A 21819-nucleotide genomic window follows, 5' to 3' on the forward strand; every position below is an offset into this window, starting at 1 on the left:
TAGTCTTGACTCACACTACAAACCCTTGTATGTATACGCTGAGCTAGGTTCCAGGCGCAGCGACCTTACATACCAGCAGATGGGAAAGCGCATATTCGATGTGTGCTTTGCCCTGCTCGTCACCATCATGATTTTGTCCTGGATGATTCCCCTCGTGGGAATCGTCATACGGCTAACATCAATAGGACCGGTCCTGTACATTCAGAAGCGAACGGGGTATCGAGGAATTGCCTTTAATTGCCTGAAGTTTCGGACCATGACCCATAACCCGGTAGCGTCCTTTAAGCAGGCAATCAAGAACGACAACCGAGTAACACCAATCGGTCGATTCTTACGAAAAACCAATCTGGACGAGATGCCTCAATTTTTGAACGTACTGAAAGGCGACATGAGCATTGTAGGCCCTAGACCGCACGCATTGCAACATAGCGCTCAGTTCTGGAACACCATGCCAGAATACAGAAAACGATACCGCGTTAAGCCAGGAATAACAGGCTTAGCACAAGTTCGAGGTTGCCGTGGGGAAACAAGCGAACTCATTAAAATGGTGCATCGTGTAAAATATGATCGCTTTTATAATCGAAGAAAATCTCCATTTCTAGACTTATGGATTTGTTGGTTGACTGTTAAGTCAATGATGAAAGGTAATAAGGGCGTATGGTGAGCAATTGCATATTTATTTGTAATTAATTACAAATAAAACTTTGTAACTATAGTATTAGTCTATAAAAAAGTGTGTAATGAGTATTAAGAAAAACTATTTTTATAACAATATTCTATTGATTACTCAATACATAGTTCCATTAATAGTCTTTCCGTATGTGTCTAGAGTTTTAGGCATAGAAAAAATAGGAATTTTAAATTGGATAGACAATACTATAAATTATTTTATAATTATTAGCACGTTAGGCTTGACGCTGACAGGTGTAAGGGAGGTGTCTAAAGTAAAAAACGACAAAGTTGAGCTGAGTAAAGTATTTTCCGAGCTAATAATATTACATACTGTAATCACTTTGATGATAGTTATAATATATATGATTGTTCTGTTAAACAATGATAAATTTATTGAAAATAAAAACATATTTTTTATAGGTATAACCAAAATAGTTTTTAATATATTTCTAATTGAGTGGTTTTTTAAAGGACTTGAAGATTTCAAATACATAACAAATAGATCAATAGCAATAAAACTTATTTACGTGATTCTTATTTTAATTTTTGTTAAAAATGAAAATGATTACACTGTATATTATATTATAACCTGCTTAACATACGTTGTAAACTCTGTTGTTAATATTGTCTATGCTAAAAAATATATTTTGTTTCAATTGAATAATATCAATATAAAGCGACATTTTAGATCATACACAACAATAGGGCTTTACATAGTGCTCACTAGCATGTACACAACATTCAATGTGACTTTTCTGGGGTTTGTGTCAACAGAAGCTTCTGTTGGAAGCTATACGACAGCTTTAAAATTATATTCAATTATTCTTGGCTTATTCTCAGCCCTAAATTCAGTACTTATTCCTAAACTTTCATATCTTATCACCGAACGTGAAGATAGTCTGTTCAAAGATTTGATAAATAAATCTATGAACTTTATAATAACGATGAGTTTTCCGATAATATTTTGTGGGATAGCATTAGCACCACAAATTATAAATATAATAGCTGGGCCAGGATTTGAAAGATCTATCGTATGTTTTAAAGTAATTTTACCATTAATATTTATTGTCGGTATTGCTCAAATTTTATCTAATCAAATTTTGATACCAATAAATAAGGATAAACAGTTAGCGTATATATCTTTTATAGGAGCTTTTATTGGAGTCACTTTGAATATACTTTTAGTGCGAGTATATAAAGAAATTGGTACAGCGTTGGTCGTAGTAGTCTCCGAAATATGTGTAACAGTAATGTTATATTACTTGTGCTATCAATATACTAAGATAAAATTACCTTTTGTTCAAATAATATATAATATTATATTGAGCATTCCATATTTTTTGATCGCTTATTTAGTAAAAAGTGCATTTATAGATGCCTTATACGTACTAATAATTTCGATTGTTCTATCGTTAATATATTTTCTTTTAATTCAGGTCTATATCATTAAAAACAAGATAATAATCAGTCAAATAACTAGCATTTCCAGTAAAACCTTTGCCTGATAATGCAAATGAAACCTATATCAATGGAGAAAATAACAAATAATAAGTATGAGATGTCCGTAAGACATAAATATATAATAGCAGTTGTAATATTGTTTATTTTCGTGTTCATTCCAAAGTTTTTTTTAGTTGGAGCAGTAACTTTACTTATACCCTTCTTTTTTCTGATAGTGTGCTTAGCCCTATATAACAAGTCTGGCTGGAGCATACTAATTCTAGCTTTATCGTTTACATTTCCATATTCCGGCTACTTAAGCGAAGAAGATACTCATTTGTTATCTGAGGCAATGTGGCTCCCATTTAATGTTGTACGAGCATCTATATTATTCGTCTTTATATGCAAATTTATAAGACAAAATAATAACACATTTCCCAAATATAGTATAAAAACGTTTGGGTCATTTTTAGGCTTGTCCGTTTTTTATTTTATATACAACAAAGAATCAAAAGAAGTAGCAGATGTGTTGTCATGGTTTACTTATACGTACTTAGCATATTATGTAGCACATGAAGAAAAGATATCTTTGAAACAATTCTTCTTTTTTATAGATATAATCTTTTACTGTACTGCTTTTTACGTAGTCCAAGAATTTATATTTCATAGTTCACCTTATGAAGTAATATATAATAAATATATATATATCGAGAAAATTAGAGCTAAAGGGCTGCTAGGACATCCATTAATACTAAGTGTATTCTTATGCTATTATCAAGTGTGCCTGTATGGTAAAATGATTCTATTTAAGCAAAAGCCATATCTAACATTTTTATTGTTAATTATAATTGGTTTAATGACAGCATCGAGAACCACAATAATCCTCTTCATAGTAGTTTTTATTGTGTACATAATTGTTGAGATAAAGAACAATCGTCATAGTAAAGTTATTAGTATAGGTTTTACACTTATTGGTGCTATAATAATAATTATTTGTTTTTTTAGTACTTATATAGATAATACTTTTCAGCGTATTTATAATGCTGGAGCAGACCAACGAATAGGTGCCTATGACGTAATATGGCAAATATTCATTAAAAATCCGTTAGGGGTGGGTTTAACTGGCTTGAAAATGGAAATTGAAAGTGGTAACTACAGATTTTCTGAATTGTTCAGTAAAGAATTAATGGTAATAGACAATATGTATTTATCAGCTCTTGGTCATTATGGAATATTCTCTTTTTTAATTATTATCTTATATATATGCCCTTTAATTCATTTTAGATATTATGTAAAGGACACAAATAGTAAAAACCTATTTAGCCTGATGATAATGCTATACGTAATATGGTTTCTTCTAAACTTTTCTTTTGATACAAATGTGTATGTACCTATAAATTTGTTTTTATTTACTTTCATCTCTTTTTTAGGTAAGGAAATGAAGATGTATGTTCTTAACAAAAGTAATTTAGTGTTTAATGTATCTTGTCAAATAAAAAGATAACTTTTCTTATTTAGTTATGTCACAATATAGAATATCTAACTTCAACGAGGAATATACAGGGGTTCTTATTTTAAATTATAATAATCCAATAGATACAATAAACTGCGTAAAGTCAGTTATAAAACATTCTGAAAATTCGCTTGTAAAGATATTGGTAGTCGATAACGGATCTGAAGTTGAATTACAGAAACAATTATTTGACCTTTTAACTGTCTTAAACGAAAACATAAACTTTATAAACACACAAGTAAATGCGCAATCTTGTGACCTAAAGAAGTTGAATATAGTTAACTTGGATGTCAATGGAGGCTATGCTACAGGAAATAACATAGGACTTAGTTTCTTTTATAAAGATAGTAGTGTTAAATATATAATGGTTTTAAATAATGATATATTATTTACTGAAACTATTATTCCCACATTATTGAACTTTGTTAATACGCATATGAATGTTGCAGTTGTCTCCCCCTTGCTATACGACGGGAAAGGTGAAGTTGATTTAGAATGTGCTCGTACAAAAACAAATTCAATTGTGATGTTTGGTAAGCTTACAATTTTAGGGCGTATGTCTTTTTTTAGAAGACGTATGGAAAATACGAAAATGATATACTGCGATCCTAGTATTATAAACAAAGAGTATATAGAAATAGATTTACCCTCTGGCTCATGTATGTTTGCTAAAAAAGAAGTTTTTGAAAATGTCGGAGGGTTTGATCAAAATACTTTTTTGTACCACGAAGAAGATATAGTTGGTTCAAAATTTGAGAATGCAGGATTAAGCTCATACCTAATCACTACTGTCTCTTGTATACATCTTGGAGGAAATACAACTCGAAAAACTAATAGTAAATTTATAGAAAAATGTTACAGCGATAGCGGATTATATTATGCAAAGAACTATTTAAAGATGTCACATATTATTTACAGTATATTACATTATTACGTGAGATTGAAGTACATTATCAAAAATTAATTTTATTAATAATAAAAAATGAAAAACTTTATAAAAAGAACTTTGCCATCTATACACAGAGAGTATCTTACGCAAAGGTATGGAATTAATAGATTAGCGGTTGAGAAGAAACTTTCATCTTTAACCGAAAGGGGAGTAGAGGAGTCACAGCATAAAGTTATCGTCTCATTGACATCTTATGGAGATAGGATAAATGATATACATTTAACTATATTTTCATTGCTAGTACAAACGTATAAGCCTAATAGAATATTATTATGGTTGACTGCCAACGAATATCCTAATAGGGAACTCGATTTGCCAGATTCACTATTAAGTCTAAAAAATTTAGGTTTAGAAGTTAAATGGTGCAATGACTATAAGTCATATAATAAACTTATACCAGCCTTACTAGAATTTCCAGAATATACAATAGTAACCGCTGATGATGATGTTTTTTACGCCAAAGATTGGCTTAAGAAATTATTCGACTCCTACGTGGAGTTTCCACACTATATACACACTCATAAGGCTTCTAAAGTCAGGCATTTAAAAAATAGTTCTTTTGACCGATATACAAATTGGGAAGATGCTCTACCAGGGTCAGTTTCATATAAAAATTTTCTGAAAGGTGTAAGCGGAGTACTATATCCTCCCAGATCATTACATATAGATGCTACTAGAAGTGATATATTTCTTAGCCTATCTCCATACGCAGATGATGTATGGTTCTGGTCAATGGCGGTATTGAATAAAGTTAAGGTAAAAGTAATTAAAGATAATATTTCAAGTCACAGATATACCAATGTAGGTAGAGAGTTAGGTGGACTTTCTAAAACACTTCATGAAATCAATGTACAAGGTGGTAGAAATGATAGTCAGTTAATGAACGTACTTCTTTATTATCCTCAGATAAACAATATATTATTGGCAGAATATCAAATTTAATTAACTATTTACTATATGAAAGTCTTAGTTACTCATATTGACTTTAATGCTTATTTTCCTATTAGGCTTAATCATTTTCAGAATTATCTTGAGCAAAGAGGTCATGAGCTTTATATTATTGAAACACTTGGTAAAGCTGTATTATATTCTTTCTCAAATGTAAAAAAAGACGGATTAAACATCGAGTGTCTCTTGCCCAACGAAAGCTACAATAGTGTATCAGCTAGCTTAATAGATAAACAACTAACGACAAGATTAAATCATATCAATCCTGATGTTATTATTGCAGGTCCTATCGCTTTTCCTCCATCTGCAACTTCTATACGTTGGGCGAAAAAAAACAAAAAATCAGTAGTAATATTCGATAACGCTCATAAAGACACATTTCCTCGCGGACGCATCACGACATGGGTAAAAAAGAGTATTTATAGGAATGTTGATGCTTTTTTGTGCCCGTCCCCATCTTACGACGAAACCATGAAATACTGGGGCTTCACTAATAAACAAATATTTTATGGGCTTAATGTAACAGACAATGAGTTTTGGAGTGAAAAGGTTTCTGGAGATAGCTTTAGTTATTTACCCAATCAATATTTTTTAACTGTAGGTAGGCAGGTACCTTTTAAAAATTTAAATAATCTTATAGACGCTTATAGTAAATATAGAGATAAAGGTGGGAAAACTCCACTTGTAATGGTGGGAGAAGGGCCATCTCACGATGAATTACTAGAAAGAAGTAAACTAATAGAGAATATTATATTCTTACCCTTTCAAACTTATGAGAAAATTCGAGAAGTTTTTGTTAAAGCACAGTCTCTATTTTTACCTAGCTTAAAAACAGAAACTTGGGGCCTTATTGTAAATGAGGCAATGGCCGCAGGAGTTATTGTCGCTGTAAGTAACGAATGTGGTTGTCATGAAACACTCGTTAAAGACAATGGTTATCTGTTTAATCCTCATGATTGTGATGAAATAGCTTCAACTATGTTTAAGATTGATAAGTTATCAAACGAGGAAAAAGCAAATAAGAAAAAGATCGGACACGATATTATATCACAATGGGATTTGAATCGATTCTCTGAGGGGGCTTATGCAGCCATAACCTATTCTGTTGCACACAAGAAAAAAAGAAGGTTATTAGATAGTTTTATTGTAGATTTGTGGAAAGGAAAGTTGAAGAAACAACAAGGTTGTTAGTTATATGCGAGTTGCAATTGATCTCACTCCTTTGTATAACAGAAAGTATACGGGCGTTGAACGATATGGTGTAGAGTTATATTCAGCACTTAAGGACTTACCAGTTGAATTATATCCAATTTTTAGAAAAGAAAATAGTTTAGATTCACATCCTAACACTCAACTTATAGATGTAGAGAACAGGTTGTTAGTAGAAAACTTGTTACTTTCAAAAAAGTTAAGAAGTTTAGATATAGATGTAGCTCTATTCCCTATATTTCCACCTCCAGTAGATATATACTTTAATAAAAAGTTTTTAGTTGTTCCCACTATTCATGATTTAGCATTTAAGCTTTACCCATCAACTTTGTCTAAGAGTGCACGATATTACATGAAGCCCAAGTATCATATGGCTTTACGTTACTCGGATACAATATTAACTATTTCGAATAACACCAAGTTAGACATCGAGAAAAATACCTTTGTTAAGGTATTAAACTGGGGTGAGAATATTTCAAAAGATTTTATAGAAATAAGTAACAAGATAAACTTAAAAGTTCTTTCGAAATGGGCGCTGGATCCATACAGCTATTTCTTGTCAGTTTCCACAATTGAACCAAGAAAAAACTTTATCTATCTATTGCGTATTTTTAAGGAGTACAGAAAGCTTTATTCAAATGTCAGATTAGTATTGGTTGGGCGAAAAGGTTGGGGTGATTCACAAGAGTTAAAGATGTTGCTGGAGGACATGAAAGAATCTGTTGTTTTTACGGATTATGTCAGTAATGAAGAGTTAACAAGCTTATATTACTATTCTAAAGCTTTCATGCTTTTGTCAATATACGAAGGATTTGGTCGTACACCTCTTGAAGCTTTAGCTTGTAGTAGTAAAGTCTTTGTTTCAGATATTCCCGTTTTTAGAGAAACATTGGGAGATTCTGCTACTTATTTGCCTCTTGATGACGTGAGTAATAGTGTAAAGATATTAAATGAGTTTAACTTCGACACTTTATCCAAATTTAATGTCGATATACCTTTTAATGCTCTTGATGATAACGTAAAGAGGCATTTGTTTAATGATTTAATTGTAGTGTAATGGATAAGGTCGCAATTGTTAATGTACACATTCACAATGTTACAAAAACGTATTTATTAGATAATTTGAGAAGCGGTATGCTGATCACACCTAATGTAGATCATTTGGTAAGATTGCAGAAGGATAAAGAATTTTATGATGTTTATAAGGAGGCAGATTGGGTAATTTGTGATAGTAAGATCGTTGGTTTAGGATTAAATTTTCTTGGATCTCCTGTTAAAGAAGTCATACCTGGCTCTTCATTTTTTCCTGAGTTTTGTAAGTATAACAGATTTAATGATGAAGTGAAGATTTTTTTGCTAGGGGCTGCGCCAGGAGTTGCTTCATTGGCTATGAAGCGTATCAACGAGCGTATAGGTAGAGAAATTATTGTAGGTACTCATTCTCCTTCTTTTGGCTTCGAGAGTAACTCTGTAGAATGCGAACAAATAATAGGACTAATAAATCAAACTGATGCAACTGTTTTAGTTGTTGGTGTAGGTGCTCCAAAACAAGAAAAGTGGATTAGCAAGTACAGAGACGAATTTACGCGGATAAAACTTTTTATGGCACTTGGAGCGACTATTGATTTTGAAGCTGGTACAACTAAACGCGCTCCACAAATATTTCAGTCCTTGAATTTGGAATGGTTTCATCGAATGATTCTTAATCCCAGAAGGTTACTTAAACGTTATATAGTTGACGATATGCCTTTCTTTTATTATCTAGTAAAACAAAAACTAGGGTTTTACAAGGATCCTTACTTAAACGAATAGTTAGTTTGATGTATGATCGCATACTTATATTGTTGTTGATTTTGGCTTTTGCCATCTATTAAGGTGTTCTGTCAGTATTGATGTTAATGATAGCTTGTATTGAAGCCTAAAATGCTCGTTCCTACACGTAGAAAGATTTTGATGGTTTAACACAAATATTGTTTTATAAGCCCCAGCGCATGGCCGTGGCATACGCATCCCTTTGTTGTATATGGTATTGATACCATTGAATATAATAGTTTTTTCCACTGGCTAAAGTAAAAGTAGTAGTATATCACTTGATAGTGCTGCTCGTAAGGCGCCAGGTTTCGCCATTGATAACCAGTACGAAGCAGATAAATTATAGCGTCCATAAGCTATCGTAAGGCGTGCTTGCGTTTTGGTTAGAGCCGATTGAACAATGCCTTTGAAAAAGGAAATTGCTACCCACTGGTATGCGGTTGGTAGTTGCCCCTTGAGAGATCATATTCTTGCTGCTTGGCTGGTACAATGTTGACCTAACTACCAGCTTTCTAAGATTTCCTAACATGCTCGTAAGGTAGTCGTTTAGTTATATTTGGCTAAGTAAAATTGATTAAAATGAAAACATACCAACCTTTCATAGCCTATAGCCGGGGGTTCGCTATTACGACGATTGTACTCTACCATGTATTAAGACATACCCCTTTGCCTGGGTTCTTAGGAAAAGCAATTGCATTGGGTGGAGCAGGAGTTCACTTGTTTTTCTTTTTCTCAGGTTACGGGCTCGTTGCAAGCAGATATGCAGGAGCGAAGGAGTTTATTGTACGTCGATTCCAAAAAATTCTGCTGCCCTATTACTTAATAATAACGACCATCTTTTTGCTCAATATTTCTTTAAACGTATACAAAGATGGTTTTTATGAGTATCTAGGACATATCTTTTTGTTCAAGATGTTCTCTACCTCTATTAACAGTTTTGGGGGGCAGTTCTGGTACATGTCAACGTTGATTCAATTTTATCTTTGCTTTCCACTAATTCTGTTTTTAGTCAATTCGAGTAAACCAAAATTTGCATTATTTATAGCAATTGGACTTTCATTGTCTTATGGAGGCTGGGTTGCTTATATGGGTCAAGAAGAGGAACGTCACTATAATAGCTTCTTTTTTCAGTATTTGTGGGAGTTTGTTTTGGGAATGCTACTCTATAAAACTGAAATGCTACAGAAATTGATAGAGCGACCCATTTGGCAGTATTTTATGGTTATTGCAGTCGGATATAGTATTATGGGTATACTTGTGCTGAAGTTCGGTAGTATTGGAAAAATATACAATGACTACTTTTCTTTTATGGCTTATTTTAGCGTCTGTGTAGTTGCTTACCGATCTAGGTTTATGATCAAATTTTTCGATAGCATAGACGCGTTTTCGTATACTCTATATCTAACTCATTATTTTGTTATTGACCTTTACCGGAAATTAATTTCAGAAATGCCAAATTACAATTATCATGATGCATTCATCGTAATACTATTAACGTATTTATTGGGTTACTATACTAATGAAGTGATGAAGAAGGTTTTTTCCAAAGGAAAGCAGGCTGTTCCACGATCAATTTAAGAGCATGTTGGGAATCCATGTCCGGCTGTACGGTGCATTTCAGATTATCAATACGCTGACATTGCATAGCGATAATCTGAAATACATCTACGTGTAAAGATACCCTTAGGTAATGCACTATTTGCCAACTTACAAATTAATCACCATGCTCCTTGTAGCATCTTTTTGCGCTAGTTGCAAAGAGACCGTCATGATGCAACCAATGCAAGGGTTGACGGGCGATTACAGGCTTACCGGGACAGCTTCCTATACAATAGAAGGAGCCATTTCGTCAGAACCTGTTTCAGGAACGTTGTCCATTTTTGCGGGTAGCTCACCCCAATATTATTACTTTTTAGAGCGTACCAATAAGGGAAGAATCGGTTTTTTGACGACGCATACCAACACCCGTTTTAGCATCGAGTCGGTTCAGGATTATACCCGAGTTGGTAGCGCAACCTATTTCGGCTATTTGGATAATAACAGTCAGGGGACTGTGGAAAACGATAGTATTGTGTATGATCGGTACGCCGATACCGAAAACGTAGGTATCACCTCACCAACCGGCGAACGGATTACTTTCTCCAAGAAGATCCGTAAACACGTTCATCTGGTAGCAACCCGATAAAGGCCATTGGTACTATTTAGGACAACAACGTGCTGTTCAATAACGTCTGTTCTTCCAGCAATTTCATGGTTGATGGTTTAAAGAGCTGCTCCATGGCGGGCAGGTCGTTGGGGCGGTGCATGTCGCTGCCGATAAAGTCAACCCAGTGTTGTTGCAGTAAAAACCTGGCTTGCTTTTCGACCTGGGAGCCGTAGCGCCCACACAGCGACATCCAGTTCAGTTGAAACAGGCAGCCGGTTTCCCGTATTTTCGCCAGGGCGTTGCGGTCGGCATGGTAGTACTTGTAGCGTTCGGGGTGCGCCAGCACGGGAATGTAACCGTGCGTCTGTATCCGAAACAGAATGTCGGGCAGTCGGAGGGGGGCCGACGCCCAGCCGGTTTCAACCAGCAGATACCGTTTTTCGCCGAAGCTCAGCAAATCATCCTGTTCGAGAAACGACAGGAAAAAATCGTCCAGTAGATACTCGGCGGCTACGTCGATGGTCAGCGGCAACTGGTGTTCAGCAATGAGTTCCTGTACGGCTACCAGCCCCTGCCGAATGTCGGCGGTGCTGTTGGGGTACCAGTCGCGGCTAATGTGGGGTGTGGTGATCACCTTCTGAATACCCCAGTCGGCCAACTGTTTCAGGCAGGTCAGCGTTTCATTAAGATCAGCAACGCCATCGTCGATGCCGGGCAACATGTGTGAGTGCATGTCAACGCGCCAGTAACAAGCGTCTGCTGTGGGAGCGTGGGCGTCACGAGTAGGAATAAACCGTTGCCAAAAACCTTTAGTAAGCATCTGCTACAAAGATACGAAGTTAACTGTTATAATGGTTGGTCTATGATTGCATACCCCGGATCGGATGTATAACGACAAACCCGTGCCGTATACTCTTCGTCAACGGGTTCGCATTCTGATCAATGCCATCGTTTCACCGTTTTTAGATAGTTTTGGTGAAAAATTCACCTATGCGCCTTCAACCTGTCGTTCTTGTCCGGTGTCTGCTCGGTTTGCTGAGTCTGATGACGGCGGATGCGCTGGCCCAGCAAGTGTGTGCTGACCGGTTAACGTTTACTCCCGTCAACGTACCCAATCAGATCAATTGGAGCAGCTTCCCCGACTTTACCCTACCATTTCCGGTTATATACGGCGGTCCGCGTTTTGCCGATTCGCAGGCGAGTCCGTTGCGGCACGGCTTCAGCCACCTGGTTACGGCCAAGGACAACGAAGTGGGGGCACTGGTTACGGCCCGACAACGTGCCAACGTATACTATGGTTTCGCAACCGATATTAACCAGCCGTGGGAAACATTGTTTAGTCCGTGGAACAACGACCTAAACGCGTACCGGTCCAAGTGGGACCGCTATCTGTCCAGTCTGGCGAGTGGGCAGAAGAACGCGGCAGGGCAATACACCATTCCGTTCAGCCGGTTTGCGCTTGATATTGAACGCATCCTGCCCAGCGACACGCGGATTCTGGCGCTCAAGCAAAACGCGGCCATTCCCGACACCTATCGGCAATTGTCGGACGCGGCTTTTGTAACGGCTTATAAAACGGCCATGCGGAATCTCTACGCGGAAGGCATCACCTACGTCCGGCAACACACGGATCTGACAAATACGTCGGTGACCAGCTACGCCGATACGCCCATTCTGAACACGTATCTCAATGTTATCGGCAACACCTGGACTGACTGGATAACGAATTTGAGTCGGGTAAATTACCTCGTGAAAGAGTCGGAAAACAGCGGAGTCGGCGGGCCGTACTACAACCAGCTGGATGCCCTGTCGCCATCGGCCTATTACTACTACGACTACCCGAATCCACTGGCGCGGGATTATTTGCCGTACCTGTTGTTTCAGGTGGAAGTAAACCGAGCCTGGAGCAACAAACCCGTGGTGCCCTGGGTGTGGCTGCGGTATCACGACAGTTCGAGCAGTTATCCGAATTTCATTCAGCCGTTCATGGCCGAAGCAACGGCGATTTTTCCGTTCTTCTCGGGCGCATCGGGGCTTTGGCTGTGGGAAAATCCGTCGTTCGAGCAAACACGCACGGATACCTACGCGGCTTACGAACACTTCACGCATGGTTTGTACCGGCTGTCGCGCTTCGCCGATATGTTTCAGGGAGCCTATGAACTAGTGATCGAAACGCCCGCCCGCGATCTGATGGACAAGCAACTACCCGTTTGGCGGGGCGTGGTGAAAGACAACAAGATCCTGATTGCGGCTCATAACTCGTACGCAACCAGCGACGACCAGAAAACGAGTCTAGTTGTGCGGTACAAATCGTGGCAGCGGACCATTGAGCTGACGGGCCGGGAAGTGTACCTGTGTCAGTTCGACATGAGCGCGGTAACGGCTAACGAGCCTATTTTCGCGTCGGTCAGTGTCTCGCCGAACCCCGCCAGCACAGAGCTGACGGTAACTTTCCCGCAGCTACCAAACACCCCGACCGAACTAGAGTTACTAACGATACAAGGTCAGACGGTGGCGAAAAAGACGGTCGCCACCAGTCGGGAAGTGATTGCAACCGCTCACCTGCCCGCTGGCCTGTACGTACTCAACATTAAAAACGAACGTGGAAGCTATACCCAGCGGGTTTTGTTGACCCGGTAGGCTTACTTCTACCTTGCCATCATGCCCAATCAGCTTATCAACGAAACGAGTCCTTACCTGCTTCAGCACGCCCACAATCCGGTCAACTGGTACCCGTGGAATGAGGAAGCGCTCCGCCGGGCCATTGACGAAGACAAACCGATTCTGGTGAGTATTGGGTACTCCGCCTGCCACTGGTGTCACGTCATGGAGCGGGAATCCTTCGAAAAGGAAGAGGTGGCTCGGGTGATGAACGACAACTTTATCTGCATCAAAGTGGACCGGGAAGAGCGCCCGGATGTAGATGCGATCTACATGGATGCCGTGCAGGCGATGGGCGTTCAGGGCGGCTGGCCGCTGAACGTTTTCTTAATGCCGGATGCCAAACCGTTCTACGGGCTTACGTACCTGCCCCAACGCAACTGGATCAATCTGCTGGTCAGCATCCGGGATGCGTACGCCGAGCACCGGGGCGACCTCGAACAATCGGCGGAAGGTTTTGCGCGGGAGCTGAATCTGACCGACGTGGACCGCTACGGACTGACGCAGGGTGATCCGCTGTTTTCGCCCGAAACCCTGGATGTCTTTTACCGAAAAGTAGCCGTAAAAGCCGACGACGAAAAAGGCGGGATGCGTCGCGCACCGAAGTTTCCGATGCCGAGTGTCTGGCGGTTTCTGCTGCGCTACTACGATACTACGGTCGCCACGGGCGCGGGTAACGACGCGGCTTTGCACCAGGTCCGAATCACCCTCGACCGGATGGCCCTCGGCGGCATCTACGATCAGCTCGGCGGTGGTTTTGCCCGCTACTCGACCGATGCGGACTGGCTTGCGCCCCACTTCGAAAAAATGCTTTACGACAACGGGCAACTGCTGACCTTATACGCCGAAGCTTACAGCCTTACCAAAAGTCCGCTGTACCGACACGTTGTCTACCAGACGATTGGCTTTGCGCAACGCGAACTGCTCAGTCCGGAGGGTGGCTTTTATTCCGCGCTCGATGCCGACAGTGAAGGCGTAGAAGGTAAGTTTTACACGTTTACCACCCCGGAACTGCGCAGCATTCTGGGTGATGACTACGGCTGGTTTGCGGAACTGTACAACCTGACCGAAGAAGGCAACTGGGATCCGGGACACGGTCAACCGAGCACGAACATCCTGCACCGCACCGAATCCGACGAGTCGTTTATCGAACGCATGGGCTGGACACTGGCCGATCTGAACGTACGGCTGGATGCGACCCATACGCGGCTGTTGCGCGTGCGCGATCAACGCATTCGACCGGGCCTGGACGACAAGATTCTGTGCTCCTGGAACGGGTTGATGCTCAAAGGGCTGGCAACGGCTTACCGCGTGTTTGGCGAACTGGAGTTCCTGACGCTGGCCCTGCGGCTGGCGTATTTCCTGCTGAAAAACATGCGCGATAGTCGCAACGGTCGTTTGTGGCACACCTACAAGAACGGTCGTGCCCGGCAGGCGGGTTTCCTGGAAGATTATGCCGCCGTGATCGACGGACTAGTGGCGCTTTATCAGGCTACGTTTACCGAAAACTGGCTGTCGGAGGCTGACCAGCTAACGAAATACGTGCTGACCAATTTCACCGACCCGGACCCGGCATCCGACGACCTCCTTTTCTTTACGGACAAAAATGGCGAAGAACTGATTGCCCGGCGGAAAGAACTGATCGACAATGTGATTCCGTCGTCGAATTCGATCATGGCCGAAAATCTATACACGTTGAGTTTGCTGCTGGACCGTCCCGAATACGCCGAGCGAGCCGACCGGATGGTAGGGCGGGTGCAGTCGTTGATTCAGCAAAATGCCGATTACCTGACCAATTGGGCGGCCTTGTTTGCCCTGCGTGTCCGGCCAACGGCGGAGATTGCCATCGTCGGACCCGAAGCCGAATTATTCCGTCAGGAACTGGATGCCGAGTTTTACCCGAACAAAGTGCTATGTGGTACCACTGGAAAAGGTGATTTGCCCCTGTTGCAGCATCGCGGACCGATTGACGGAAAAACCGCCCTGTACGTTTGTTACAACCGCGCCTGTCAATTACCCGTTACGAGCGTCGCGGAGGTGTGGAAGCTGCTTCGGTAGGCTTATCTTTTCAAAAAAGGGTGGTGTCGGTTTCTCAAAACTGACACCACCCTTTTTTGAAAAGACGGTTTAGGAAGTAAATTCAGTATATAAAGGGGGAGGTGTCAGGTTCTCAAACCTGACACCTCCCCCTTTATATACTGACGCTGCAACAGCATCATTCGCCCAATTTCGGGAAGGAGCCTACTCGCCCCAGGCTGTCAGTACAAGCGTTCGGCGGCCCCCGTTATCACGGTGTTCACCCAAATATATTCCCTGCCAGGTGCCCAGATTAAGCTGACCATTCGTAATTGGAATGGTAACGGAATGACCCAGCATAGCCGCTTTCAAATGAGCGGGCATGTCATCGGAACCTTCGTAATTATACTGGTAATAGGGGGCGTTTTCCGGTACCGTCTTATTGAAAAATCGCTCGAAATCACCACGAACCGTTGGGTCCGCGTTCTCATTGATGGTCAGGCTGGCCGACGTGTGTTGAATAAACACCTGCAACAAACCCAACCGAATCTGTTGCATATCCGTAAACTCACGCTCAACAAGTCGGGTGATCAGGTGAAAACCGCGCGGGTAGGCGGGTAGATGAATCGTCTGCTGAAAAACCATAAGGTAAAATAAGAAGCAGTAAGCCATTTGGTATCTGATCGAAACCCGTAGGCAAGCCGGTTGTTTGCCGGGTACTTCTTCCGGATTAGCCGAAAAATAAAAAATTAGCATACAGGTATTCCTGTTTATAATTATTTTAATAAATAGTTGACAGTAAGCCGGTTCGAGGACTGGTTTATTCGGCTGTTTTCTGTTCATCACATGCGTAGGTGGTGATGATGCGTACGAATACGTAGTGCTAACTGTCCTCTTTAAACACAACCCATTATGATCACACACCGATTACTTACCTGTTTCATTGGGGTTTCGATCGCGTTAGGGCTGACAACCTGCTCCGATCACCACATTCCCGATGTTACCCCTGGTTCGACTGCTTCCCGGTTGCGGGTCAAAACGTTAACTTTAGAGCTACCGAATAATGTGGCGAAAGTCAGTTCGTTCCGGTACGATGGTCAGGGGCGGCTCAGCTCAATTTTTACGTATCAGACGCCGGATAGTACCGTTTCTGAACTAGAGACCAGCCTGTATCAGTACGACGCTCAGAATCGGTTGACACAGCTTCGGCGGCAGGCAATCCTGTATCCGAGGGGCAACCCGTTCAACCCTACGGAGCAGTACACATTCACTTACAATTCGGCGGGTCAGTTGTCAGGCTTAGCGTATCTCAATGGCTTCACCCTCGGATTTACCTACAACAGCGCTAATCAACTGATCCGCAGCGGTCGGCAGTTTTCGATAAGCGGGCTGAGTATAACGGGCTCTAACTCGTTTAGCTACACGGGCAACAATTTGACGCGCCTGACGGATAACCGAACGTTGCCGCTCAGAGGGCCAAGTGGAAATACGGAATCGGTCAGTGACTACACGCATGACGACAAAGTCAATCCGTTCTATGGGTTGTACGTGATTCCGGCACCTTATCCCAGTGGGTTTGTGAACATGGCTAACTCGCCAAACCTCGTAGCAACCTATTTCGGTGGGCTGGAAAATGTGCTGAACCTGAGCAAGAACAACGTAGTGAGGCAGGTGACAAACACCACGACCACGATTGGGTCACAGGTCTCGACGGGCACGGCCACTGTGGCGTATCAGTATGAATACAATACCGCCAATCTGCCCTCCGTTCGCCGAATGAGTGTGGACAACGTCATGACGCAAACCTTACGCTTCGACTATGAATCATACTAAGGGAAAGACGTAAAAAACGAATTGGCTGACTACGGAAAGCGTGGTCAGCCAATTCGTTTTTTAATGGTATAAGGGACCGAAGAAGATTATTACATAACACGCCCTGAATTTTCGCTCACAAAAGCGCCCCAGGCCCCTTTTTTTGTTTTCTTGTTCGACACCGTTGGTAGCGCGTTGGCGTGAAAATGGTGGCAAACGGCAATCGCCAGCGCGTCGGTTGCGTCGAAAAACTGCGGATTCAGGTTTTCGCCAAGCAGATGCCCGACCATGTGCGATACCTGATCTTTACTTGCGTTCCCGTTGCCCGTCACCGACTGTTTAATACGTCGGGGCGCGTATTCCACGATAGGAATATTGCGCGACAGGGCAGCGGCCATCACAACCCCCTGCGCCCGGCCCAGCTTCAGCATGGCCTGCACGTTTTTACCGAAGAATGGGTCTTCAATCGCCATCTCGTCGGGGTGGTACTCATCGATCAGCCGCAGAATGGTTTCGTAGAGTTTCTGGAGCTTCAGTTGGTAGGTCGTATATTTGCTCAACTGAACAACGCCATGCTCAATCATAGTCATCACGCCCGCTTTAACGGAAATGATGCCATAACCGGCGACCTGGGTGCCTGGGTCGACTCCCAGAATAATTTTTTCTGGGATACGGCTTTCCGGGGAAACGTTGGGTGATTTAGGAGTAATAATCATGAATGTAGCGTTGTGCTCTTTGCAAAGTAACGTGTTCTTATACGTTTTGTCGCTGAAACTAACTAAAAAAATCACGTTTTGGGCTAAAATCGTCGTTTTGGCCGGACTTGTCGTTTATATCGGCTACGTGTTACGGCAACAGCAGTTCGATTGGACTGTCGTAAACCGTCAGATCCGAACCGTCGCTCACCCCGAACGATGGATGCTGGCGCTGTTGATGCTGACGCCCGTAAACTGGGGCTTCGAAGCGCTCAAATGGCAGATTTTGCTCCGTCGTGTGGAAGGCGTCAATTTCTGGCAAGCCTACAAAGGTGTGCTGGCGGGTGTCGCGCTGGGGTTTGCGTTACCGGCTCAGTTGGGCGATACAGCCGGACGGGTGCTGTCGCTGCGTACAAACCGGGCGGGAGCTGTCGGTGCCTCGCTGGTATCGGGCGGCATGCAGTTTTACGTCGCACTCGTGTTTGGAGCCGCAGCCTGGTGGCATCATCTGACCGTCGTGCCGGAACGAAACACCCTCGGCGGACAGGGGCTGCTGGCGGTCCTGGCTGGTTTGTCTGGACTCGGCGTTGTATTCGGCTTCGTGCGTCGTCCGCTCGTGCGTTGGCTGGAACGGTTTCCAAACGCGCAGCGGTATGCGTCGTATTGGGCCGTTGCGGGACAGTACGATGACCGCGAGATTGGATTAGCACTTGTTGCGGCTGCCGTTCGTTACCTTGTTTTTTCGGCTCAGTTTTACATCGCTCTTCGCCTGCTGGGTATCACTCTGCCGGGCGCTGTCGCAGCCTCGGGCGTTGGGCTCGTTTTTCTGGCTAAAACCATGACGCCTGCCTTCAATTTGCTGAGTGATCTGGGCGTTCGGGAAGCTGCGTCGTTGTGGGTGTTTGCGCCATTCGGTATTCCGGCTCCGGTGTTGCTGACGGCCACGCTGACGCTCTGGTTCGCCAATGTATTGACACCCGTACTGGTCGGTTTGATTTGGGTGTGGAAACTAAAACTAACGGCTGAATGATTCTTTTTTTGTTGGCGGTTAGCGTGATCTACTTCCTGTTTACACTCCTGCTCTGGCTAACCTGGTTGCGGATACCCGCCGTTAATCCACCGCAAAACGGGTCAGCGGGACCGCTTGTGACGGTCATTATTCCGGTCCGCAATGAAGCCGACAACATCGGGGCGCTACTGACGGATCTCGACCGACAGACGTACCGAAACTTCGAGGTGATCGTGGCCGATGATTCGTCTACCGACCAGACAGGGGCTGTCGTGCAACAACATATTCGTCAGGCGTCGTTTCCGTTGCGGTTACTGGCGTTGTCCGATGAACGAACGGCTTCGCCCAAAAAGCGCGCTATCACCCAAAGTATCGCTATTGCGCAGGGTCATCTGATTCTAACGACCGATGGCGACTGCCGCGTGGGACCGGACTGGCTATCGGCTTTTGCCACGTTCTACCAAAAAACCGGATTAAAACTGATTTCGGGGCCTGTTACCTTCACAACCAATCAATCCGTTTTTGACTCCTTACAAACGGTAGAGTTTTCCAGTCTGATCGGGTCGGGAGCCTGCACGATGGCGCTTGGCTGGCCGACCATGTGCAACGGGGCTAACCTATGCTACGAAAAAGCGGCTTTTGCCGAGGTAGGTGGGTTTGCGGGGGTCGATCAGCTGGCTTCGGGCGACGATGAGTTTCTGATGCACAAAATGGCGGTTCGTTACCCCGGCGAGGTTGGTTTTCTGAAAAGCGAAAAAGCCGTTGTCAGGACGCAGCCACACCGGTCGTGGAAAGCATTTTACAACCAGCGAAAACGCTGGGCCAGCAAATGGCGTATGTACCAGAGCTGGGCGCCAACGGTACTGGCGGTATTTATTTTCCTAAGCAACATGGCCCCGCTATTGGCCGTAGTAGGCTGGTTACTCGGATTTTTAAACGGAACGGTTACACTTTCCGTTGTCGCCTTAAAGGTTCTGCCGGAGTTTTTGTTTTTACGGCAGGTTCTTGTTTTTTTACAAAAAAAATCGTCCGTGGCCGCAATTCCATTGACGCAGTTGTTCTATCCGGTTTATGTCGTATTCTTTGGTCTGGTTGCCCAGGGAAAAGGCTATCGTTGGAAAGGGCGCGATCTTAACTAAACAGGCTGATTGCGCATCGCTTTGGCCTGGTTACGTTGAGCGAGCTGGTAAACCATAGACCTGAGCCATAAATCTGAACCGTAAACTATAAACCGAAACAGCTTTGTCTTTCTTTCTGCATAAGTCAAATTTCCTACTCCGGACGGTTTATCCCGAATTTTGGTGGAAGATCGAGGATGCTGCCGAGCCAACAATCTACCTAACGTTCGATGACGGGCCAATTCCAGAGGTGACCGAATTTGTGCTCGAACAGCTGGATCGATACGCAGCTCAGGCAACTTTCTTTTGCATTGGTGATAACGTCAGAAAGCACCGGGATATGCTTTACAAAGTGCTGGAAGCGGGGCATATGGTTGGTAACCATACCTTCAATCACCTGAATGGCTGGAAAACGGACGATGCCGACTATCTGGAAAATATCCAAAAATGTCAGCAGGAACTAAGTATCGAAACCGCCCTATTTCGGCCCCCTTATGGCCGGATTAAGAAGACGCAGGCGGCTGAGGTAATGGAAAATTACGCCGTAGTGATGTGGGATGTACTAACCGGCGATTTCGACCGAACTTTGCATCCGGACGTATGCTTGCGTAAAACAATTCAGTACACCCAGCCTGGTTCTATTGTCGTTTTCCATGATAGCCTGAAAGCATTCCCGACCATGCGCTATGTGCTACCTCGGATGCTGGCTTATTTTGCCGAGCGAGGGTATTCATTCCGCGCCGTGCCGCAACCCGTTTATGCCGGATACTGACCGCCAGCCGAATGAGGTCAGCGCAAGCCGGTCTGGTGCTGGGGCGCTTGCTCCATCGGTCAGCATCCTGATTGCAGCCCGTAACGAAGAGTCCACCATTCTGAACTGTTTACAGGCTATAACGCAGCTTTCATTCCCGTTTGATGCGTTGGAAGTTCTCATTGGTAACGATCAATCGACGGACCAAACGGCCTCGCTTGTAGCTGCTTACATTGTCGATAAACCGCAGTATCGATTGATCGACATCACCGAAACCGTCGATGGATTGCGCGGGAAAGCGAATGTGCTGGCTCAACTGGCGCGTCGGGCTAATGGGGATTATTTTTTCTTCACGGATGCCGACACAACCGTACCGTCCGACTGGGTCCACGAACTGCTCCGACAACTGACGAACCCAGTGGGTATTGTTACGGGGGTGACCTTGCCTGAGGGGCCACGATTCTTTCACAAACTACAAACAATAGACTGGCTGTATAATTTAACGGTAACGTACCTGCTTGGCGCGGTCGGTATTCCAGTTACAGCGATGGGTAACAACATGGCTGTAAGTCGAATCGCCTATGAGGCCGTTGGCGGGTATGACGCATTGCCGTTTTCCGTGACCGAAGACTACACACTGTTTAGGGCGATTGTGCAGCAGGGGTACGATTTCCGAAATGTTCTCGACGAACGGGTTTTAGCCCGGACGAAAGCGGTCGATACGCTGTCTTCATTCCTGAACCAGCGCAAACGCTGGATGCGCGGAGCAGTTCAATTGCCGGGTTGGATCGTCACCGCGCTTTACCTTCAATACCTTGCTTTACCTCTGTTCATACTGTTATTTTGGGTTGCTCCAATGGCTGCCGTTGGTCTTTACGTGGTGCGGTTGATGATACAAACGCTGGCGATCTCGGTTGGATTAAGTCGCTTGCGGCAAACCAACTTGTGGCCGTATGCGTTGCTGTTTGATGGCTACCAACTGCTTATTGGCCCGTTATCCGTGTTGTTCTATTGGTTACCGACTCCGATCAACTGGAAGGAACGAAACTATAAATAGCTCACATACAG

Annotated in this window: 20 protein-coding genes; 17 read left to right on the top strand and 3 right to left on the bottom strand. The window is 43.3% G+C overall.

The genetic code is table 11. From position 1 onward, the window contains the following. Window positions 1-79 precede the first annotated feature (79 nt). From M0L20_RS17960 to M0L20_RS18005, 10 genes are all read left to right on the top strand, one after another. Window positions 80-664: a sugar transferase gene (locus M0L20_RS17960; protein WP_248478370.1), complete on the top strand. Its 585-nt coding sequence runs from the start codon at window positions 80-82 to the stop codon at window positions 662-664. 76 nt (window positions 665-740) lie between these two features. Next, window positions 741-2177 (top strand): oligosaccharide flippase family protein, encoded by a 1437-nt coding sequence (locus M0L20_RS17965; protein ID WP_248478371.1) that lies wholly within the window; start codon window positions 741-743, stop codon window positions 2175-2177. A gap of 23 nt (window positions 2178-2200) precedes the next feature. Beyond that, window positions 2201-3616 (top strand): O-antigen ligase family protein, encoded by a 1416-nt coding sequence (locus M0L20_RS17970; RefSeq protein WP_248478372.1) that lies wholly within the window; start codon window positions 2201-2203, stop codon window positions 3614-3616. 16 nt (window positions 3617-3632) lie between these two features. Next, window positions 3633-4589 (top strand): glycosyltransferase, encoded by a 957-nt coding sequence (locus M0L20_RS17975; RefSeq protein WP_248478373.1) that lies wholly within the window; start codon window positions 3633-3635, stop codon window positions 4587-4589. A gap of 18 nt (window positions 4590-4607) precedes the next feature. Further along, window positions 4608-5516 (top strand): hypothetical protein, encoded by a 909-nt coding sequence (locus tag M0L20_RS17980; RefSeq protein ID WP_248478375.1) that lies wholly within the window; start codon window positions 4608-4610, stop codon window positions 5514-5516. Between the two features lie 15 nt (window positions 5517-5531). After that, window positions 5532-6713 carry a glycosyltransferase family 4 protein gene (locus tag M0L20_RS17985; RefSeq protein WP_248478377.1) on the top strand — a complete coding sequence of 394 codons (1182 nt, stop codon included), beginning with the start codon at window positions 5532-5534 and terminating at the stop codon, window positions 6711-6713. A 4-nt stretch (window positions 6714-6717) separates the two neighbouring features. Then, on the top strand, window positions 6718-7788 hold the full coding sequence (locus tag M0L20_RS17990; RefSeq protein ID WP_248478379.1) for a glycosyltransferase family 4 protein: 1071 nt from the start codon (window positions 6718-6720) through the stop codon (window positions 7786-7788). Then, entirely contained in the window at window positions 7788-8543 is a 756-nt protein-coding gene (locus M0L20_RS17995; RefSeq protein WP_248478381.1) for a WecB/TagA/CpsF family glycosyltransferase, read from the top strand. Before M0L20_RS17990 ends, M0L20_RS17995 begins: the two co-directional genes overlap by 1 nt. A 579-nt stretch (window positions 8544-9122) precedes the next feature. Next, the gene (locus M0L20_RS18000) at window positions 9123-10121 is read left to right on the top strand and encodes an acyltransferase family protein (protein WP_248478382.1); all 999 of its coding nucleotides are present in this window, start codon (window positions 9123-9125) and stop codon (window positions 10119-10121) included. 190 nt (window positions 10122-10311) lie between these two features. Next, complete coding sequence (locus tag M0L20_RS18005; RefSeq protein WP_248478383.1) at window positions 10312-10728, top strand: hypothetical protein; 417 nt, start codon at window positions 10312-10314, stop codon at window positions 10726-10728. A 16-nt stretch (window positions 10729-10744) separates the two neighbouring features. Here the strand turns inward: M0L20_RS18005 and M0L20_RS18010 are convergent, their stop codons facing one another. After that, the gene (locus M0L20_RS18010; protein WP_248478384.1) at window positions 10745-11509 is read right to left on the bottom strand and encodes a tyrosine-protein phosphatase; all 765 of its coding nucleotides are present in this window, start codon (window positions 11507-11509) and stop codon (window positions 10745-10747) included. Between the two features lie 170 nt (window positions 11510-11679). Here M0L20_RS18010 and M0L20_RS18015 point away from each other — a divergent pair, with 170 nt between their 5' ends. Together M0L20_RS18015 and M0L20_RS18020 are read left to right on the top strand one after the other, a co-directional pair. Further along, on the top strand, window positions 11680-13329 hold the full coding sequence (locus M0L20_RS18015; RefSeq protein WP_248478385.1) for a T9SS type A sorting domain-containing protein: 1650 nt from the start codon (window positions 11680-11682) through the stop codon (window positions 13327-13329). Between the two features lie 21 nt (window positions 13330-13350). Continuing rightward, entirely contained in the window at window positions 13351-15408 is a 2058-nt protein-coding gene (locus M0L20_RS18020) for a thioredoxin domain-containing protein (RefSeq protein WP_248478386.1), read from the top strand. A gap of 183 nt (window positions 15409-15591) precedes the next feature. Here M0L20_RS18020 and M0L20_RS18025 read toward each other — a convergent pair whose 3' ends face one another. Further along, window positions 15592-16011: a secondary thiamine-phosphate synthase enzyme YjbQ gene (locus M0L20_RS18025; RefSeq protein WP_248479139.1), complete on the bottom strand. Its 420-nt coding sequence runs from the start codon at window positions 16009-16011 to the stop codon at window positions 15592-15594. 267 nt (window positions 16012-16278) lie between these two features. Between M0L20_RS18025 and M0L20_RS18030 the strand changes: the two genes are divergently transcribed. Further along, complete coding sequence (locus tag M0L20_RS18030; protein ID WP_248478387.1) at window positions 16279-17199, top strand: hypothetical protein; 921 nt, start codon at window positions 16279-16281, stop codon at window positions 17197-17199. A gap of 89 nt (window positions 17200-17288) precedes the next feature. Here the strand turns inward: M0L20_RS18030 and ruvC are convergent, their stop codons facing one another. Beyond that, window positions 17289-17894, bottom strand: a complete 606-nt coding sequence (ruvC, locus tag M0L20_RS18035) for a crossover junction endodeoxyribonuclease RuvC (RefSeq protein ID WP_232562332.1) — start codon at window positions 17892-17894, stop codon at window positions 17289-17291. Window positions 17895-17940: 46 nt separating this feature from the next. Here ruvC and M0L20_RS18040 point away from each other — a divergent pair, with 46 nt between their 5' ends. From M0L20_RS18040 to M0L20_RS18055, 4 genes are all read left to right on the top strand, one after another. Beyond that, window positions 17941-18903 (top strand): lysylphosphatidylglycerol synthase transmembrane domain-containing protein, encoded by a 963-nt coding sequence (locus M0L20_RS18040; RefSeq protein ID WP_248478388.1) that lies wholly within the window; start codon window positions 17941-17943, stop codon window positions 18901-18903. Continuing rightward, window positions 18900-20021: a glycosyltransferase family 2 protein gene (locus M0L20_RS18045; protein WP_248478390.1), complete on the top strand. Its 1122-nt coding sequence runs from the start codon at window positions 18900-18902 to the stop codon at window positions 20019-20021. The genes M0L20_RS18040 and M0L20_RS18045 overlap by 4 nt, the downstream gene beginning before the upstream one ends. A 103-nt stretch (window positions 20022-20124) precedes the next feature. Next, window positions 20125-20772, top strand: coding sequence for a polysaccharide deacetylase family protein (locus M0L20_RS18050; protein WP_232562335.1), 648 nt, complete (start codon window positions 20125-20127; stop codon window positions 20770-20772). Then, window positions 20759-21808, top strand: coding sequence for a glycosyltransferase (locus M0L20_RS18055; protein WP_248478392.1), 1050 nt, complete (start codon window positions 20759-20761; stop codon window positions 21806-21808). Before M0L20_RS18050 ends, M0L20_RS18055 begins: the two co-directional genes overlap by 14 nt. Window positions 21809-21819: the final 11 nt, after the last annotated feature.

Source organism: Spirosoma liriopis, assembly GCF_023196085.1.
In the GTDB taxonomy this organism is placed as follows: domain Bacteria; phylum Bacteroidota; class Bacteroidia; order Cytophagales; family Spirosomataceae; genus Spirosoma; species Spirosoma oryzicola.

Coding starts and splice junctions, on each gene's coding strand:
- M0L20_RS18015 (WP_248478385.1), top strand. CDS start 11,680: ATGCGCCTTCAACCTGTCGTTCTTGTCCGGTGTCTGCTCGGTTTGCTG.
- M0L20_RS17960 (WP_248478370.1), top strand. CDS start 80: ATGGGAAAGCGCATATTCGATGTGTGCTTTGCCCTGCTCGTCACCATC.
- M0L20_RS18020 (WP_248478386.1), top strand. CDS start 13,351: ATGCCCAATCAGCTTATCAACGAAACGAGTCCTTACCTGCTTCAGCAC.
- M0L20_RS17985 (WP_248478377.1), top strand. CDS start 5,532: ATGAAAGTCTTAGTTACTCATATTGACTTTAATGCTTATTTTCCTATT.
- M0L20_RS17970 (WP_248478372.1), top strand. CDS start 2,201: ATGGAGAAAATAACAAATAATAAGTATGAGATGTCCGTAAGACATAAA.
- M0L20_RS17965 (WP_248478371.1), top strand. CDS start 741: ATGAGTATTAAGAAAAACTATTTTTATAACAATATTCTATTGATTACT.
- M0L20_RS18030 (WP_248478387.1), top strand. CDS start 16,279: ATGATCACACACCGATTACTTACCTGTTTCATTGGGGTTTCGATCGCG.
- M0L20_RS17995 (WP_248478381.1), top strand. CDS start 7,788: ATGGATAAGGTCGCAATTGTTAATGTACACATTCACAATGTTACAAAA.
- M0L20_RS17975 (WP_248478373.1), top strand. CDS start 3,633: ATGTCACAATATAGAATATCTAACTTCAACGAGGAATATACAGGGGTT.
- M0L20_RS17980 (WP_248478375.1), top strand. CDS start 4,608: ATGAAAAACTTTATAAAAAGAACTTTGCCATCTATACACAGAGAGTAT.
- ruvC (WP_232562332.1), bottom strand. CDS start 17,894: ATGATTATTACTCCTAAATCACCCAACGTTTCCCCGGAAAGCCGTATC.
- M0L20_RS18010 (WP_248478384.1), bottom strand. CDS start 11,509: ATGCTTACTAAAGGTTTTTGGCAACGGTTTATTCCTACTCGTGACGCC.
- M0L20_RS17990 (WP_248478379.1), top strand. CDS start 6,718: ATGCGAGTTGCAATTGATCTCACTCCTTTGTATAACAGAAAGTATACG.
- M0L20_RS18055 (WP_248478392.1), top strand. CDS start 20,759: ATGCCGGATACTGACCGCCAGCCGAATGAGGTCAGCGCAAGCCGGTCT.
- M0L20_RS18045 (WP_248478390.1), top strand. CDS start 18,900: ATGATTCTTTTTTTGTTGGCGGTTAGCGTGATCTACTTCCTGTTTACA.
- M0L20_RS18000 (WP_248478382.1), top strand. CDS start 9,123: ATGAAAACATACCAACCTTTCATAGCCTATAGCCGGGGGTTCGCTATT.
- M0L20_RS18005 (WP_248478383.1), top strand. CDS start 10,312: ATGATGCAACCAATGCAAGGGTTGACGGGCGATTACAGGCTTACCGGG.
- M0L20_RS18025 (WP_248479139.1), bottom strand. CDS start 16,011: ATGGTTTTTCAGCAGACGATTCATCTACCCGCCTACCCGCGCGGTTTT.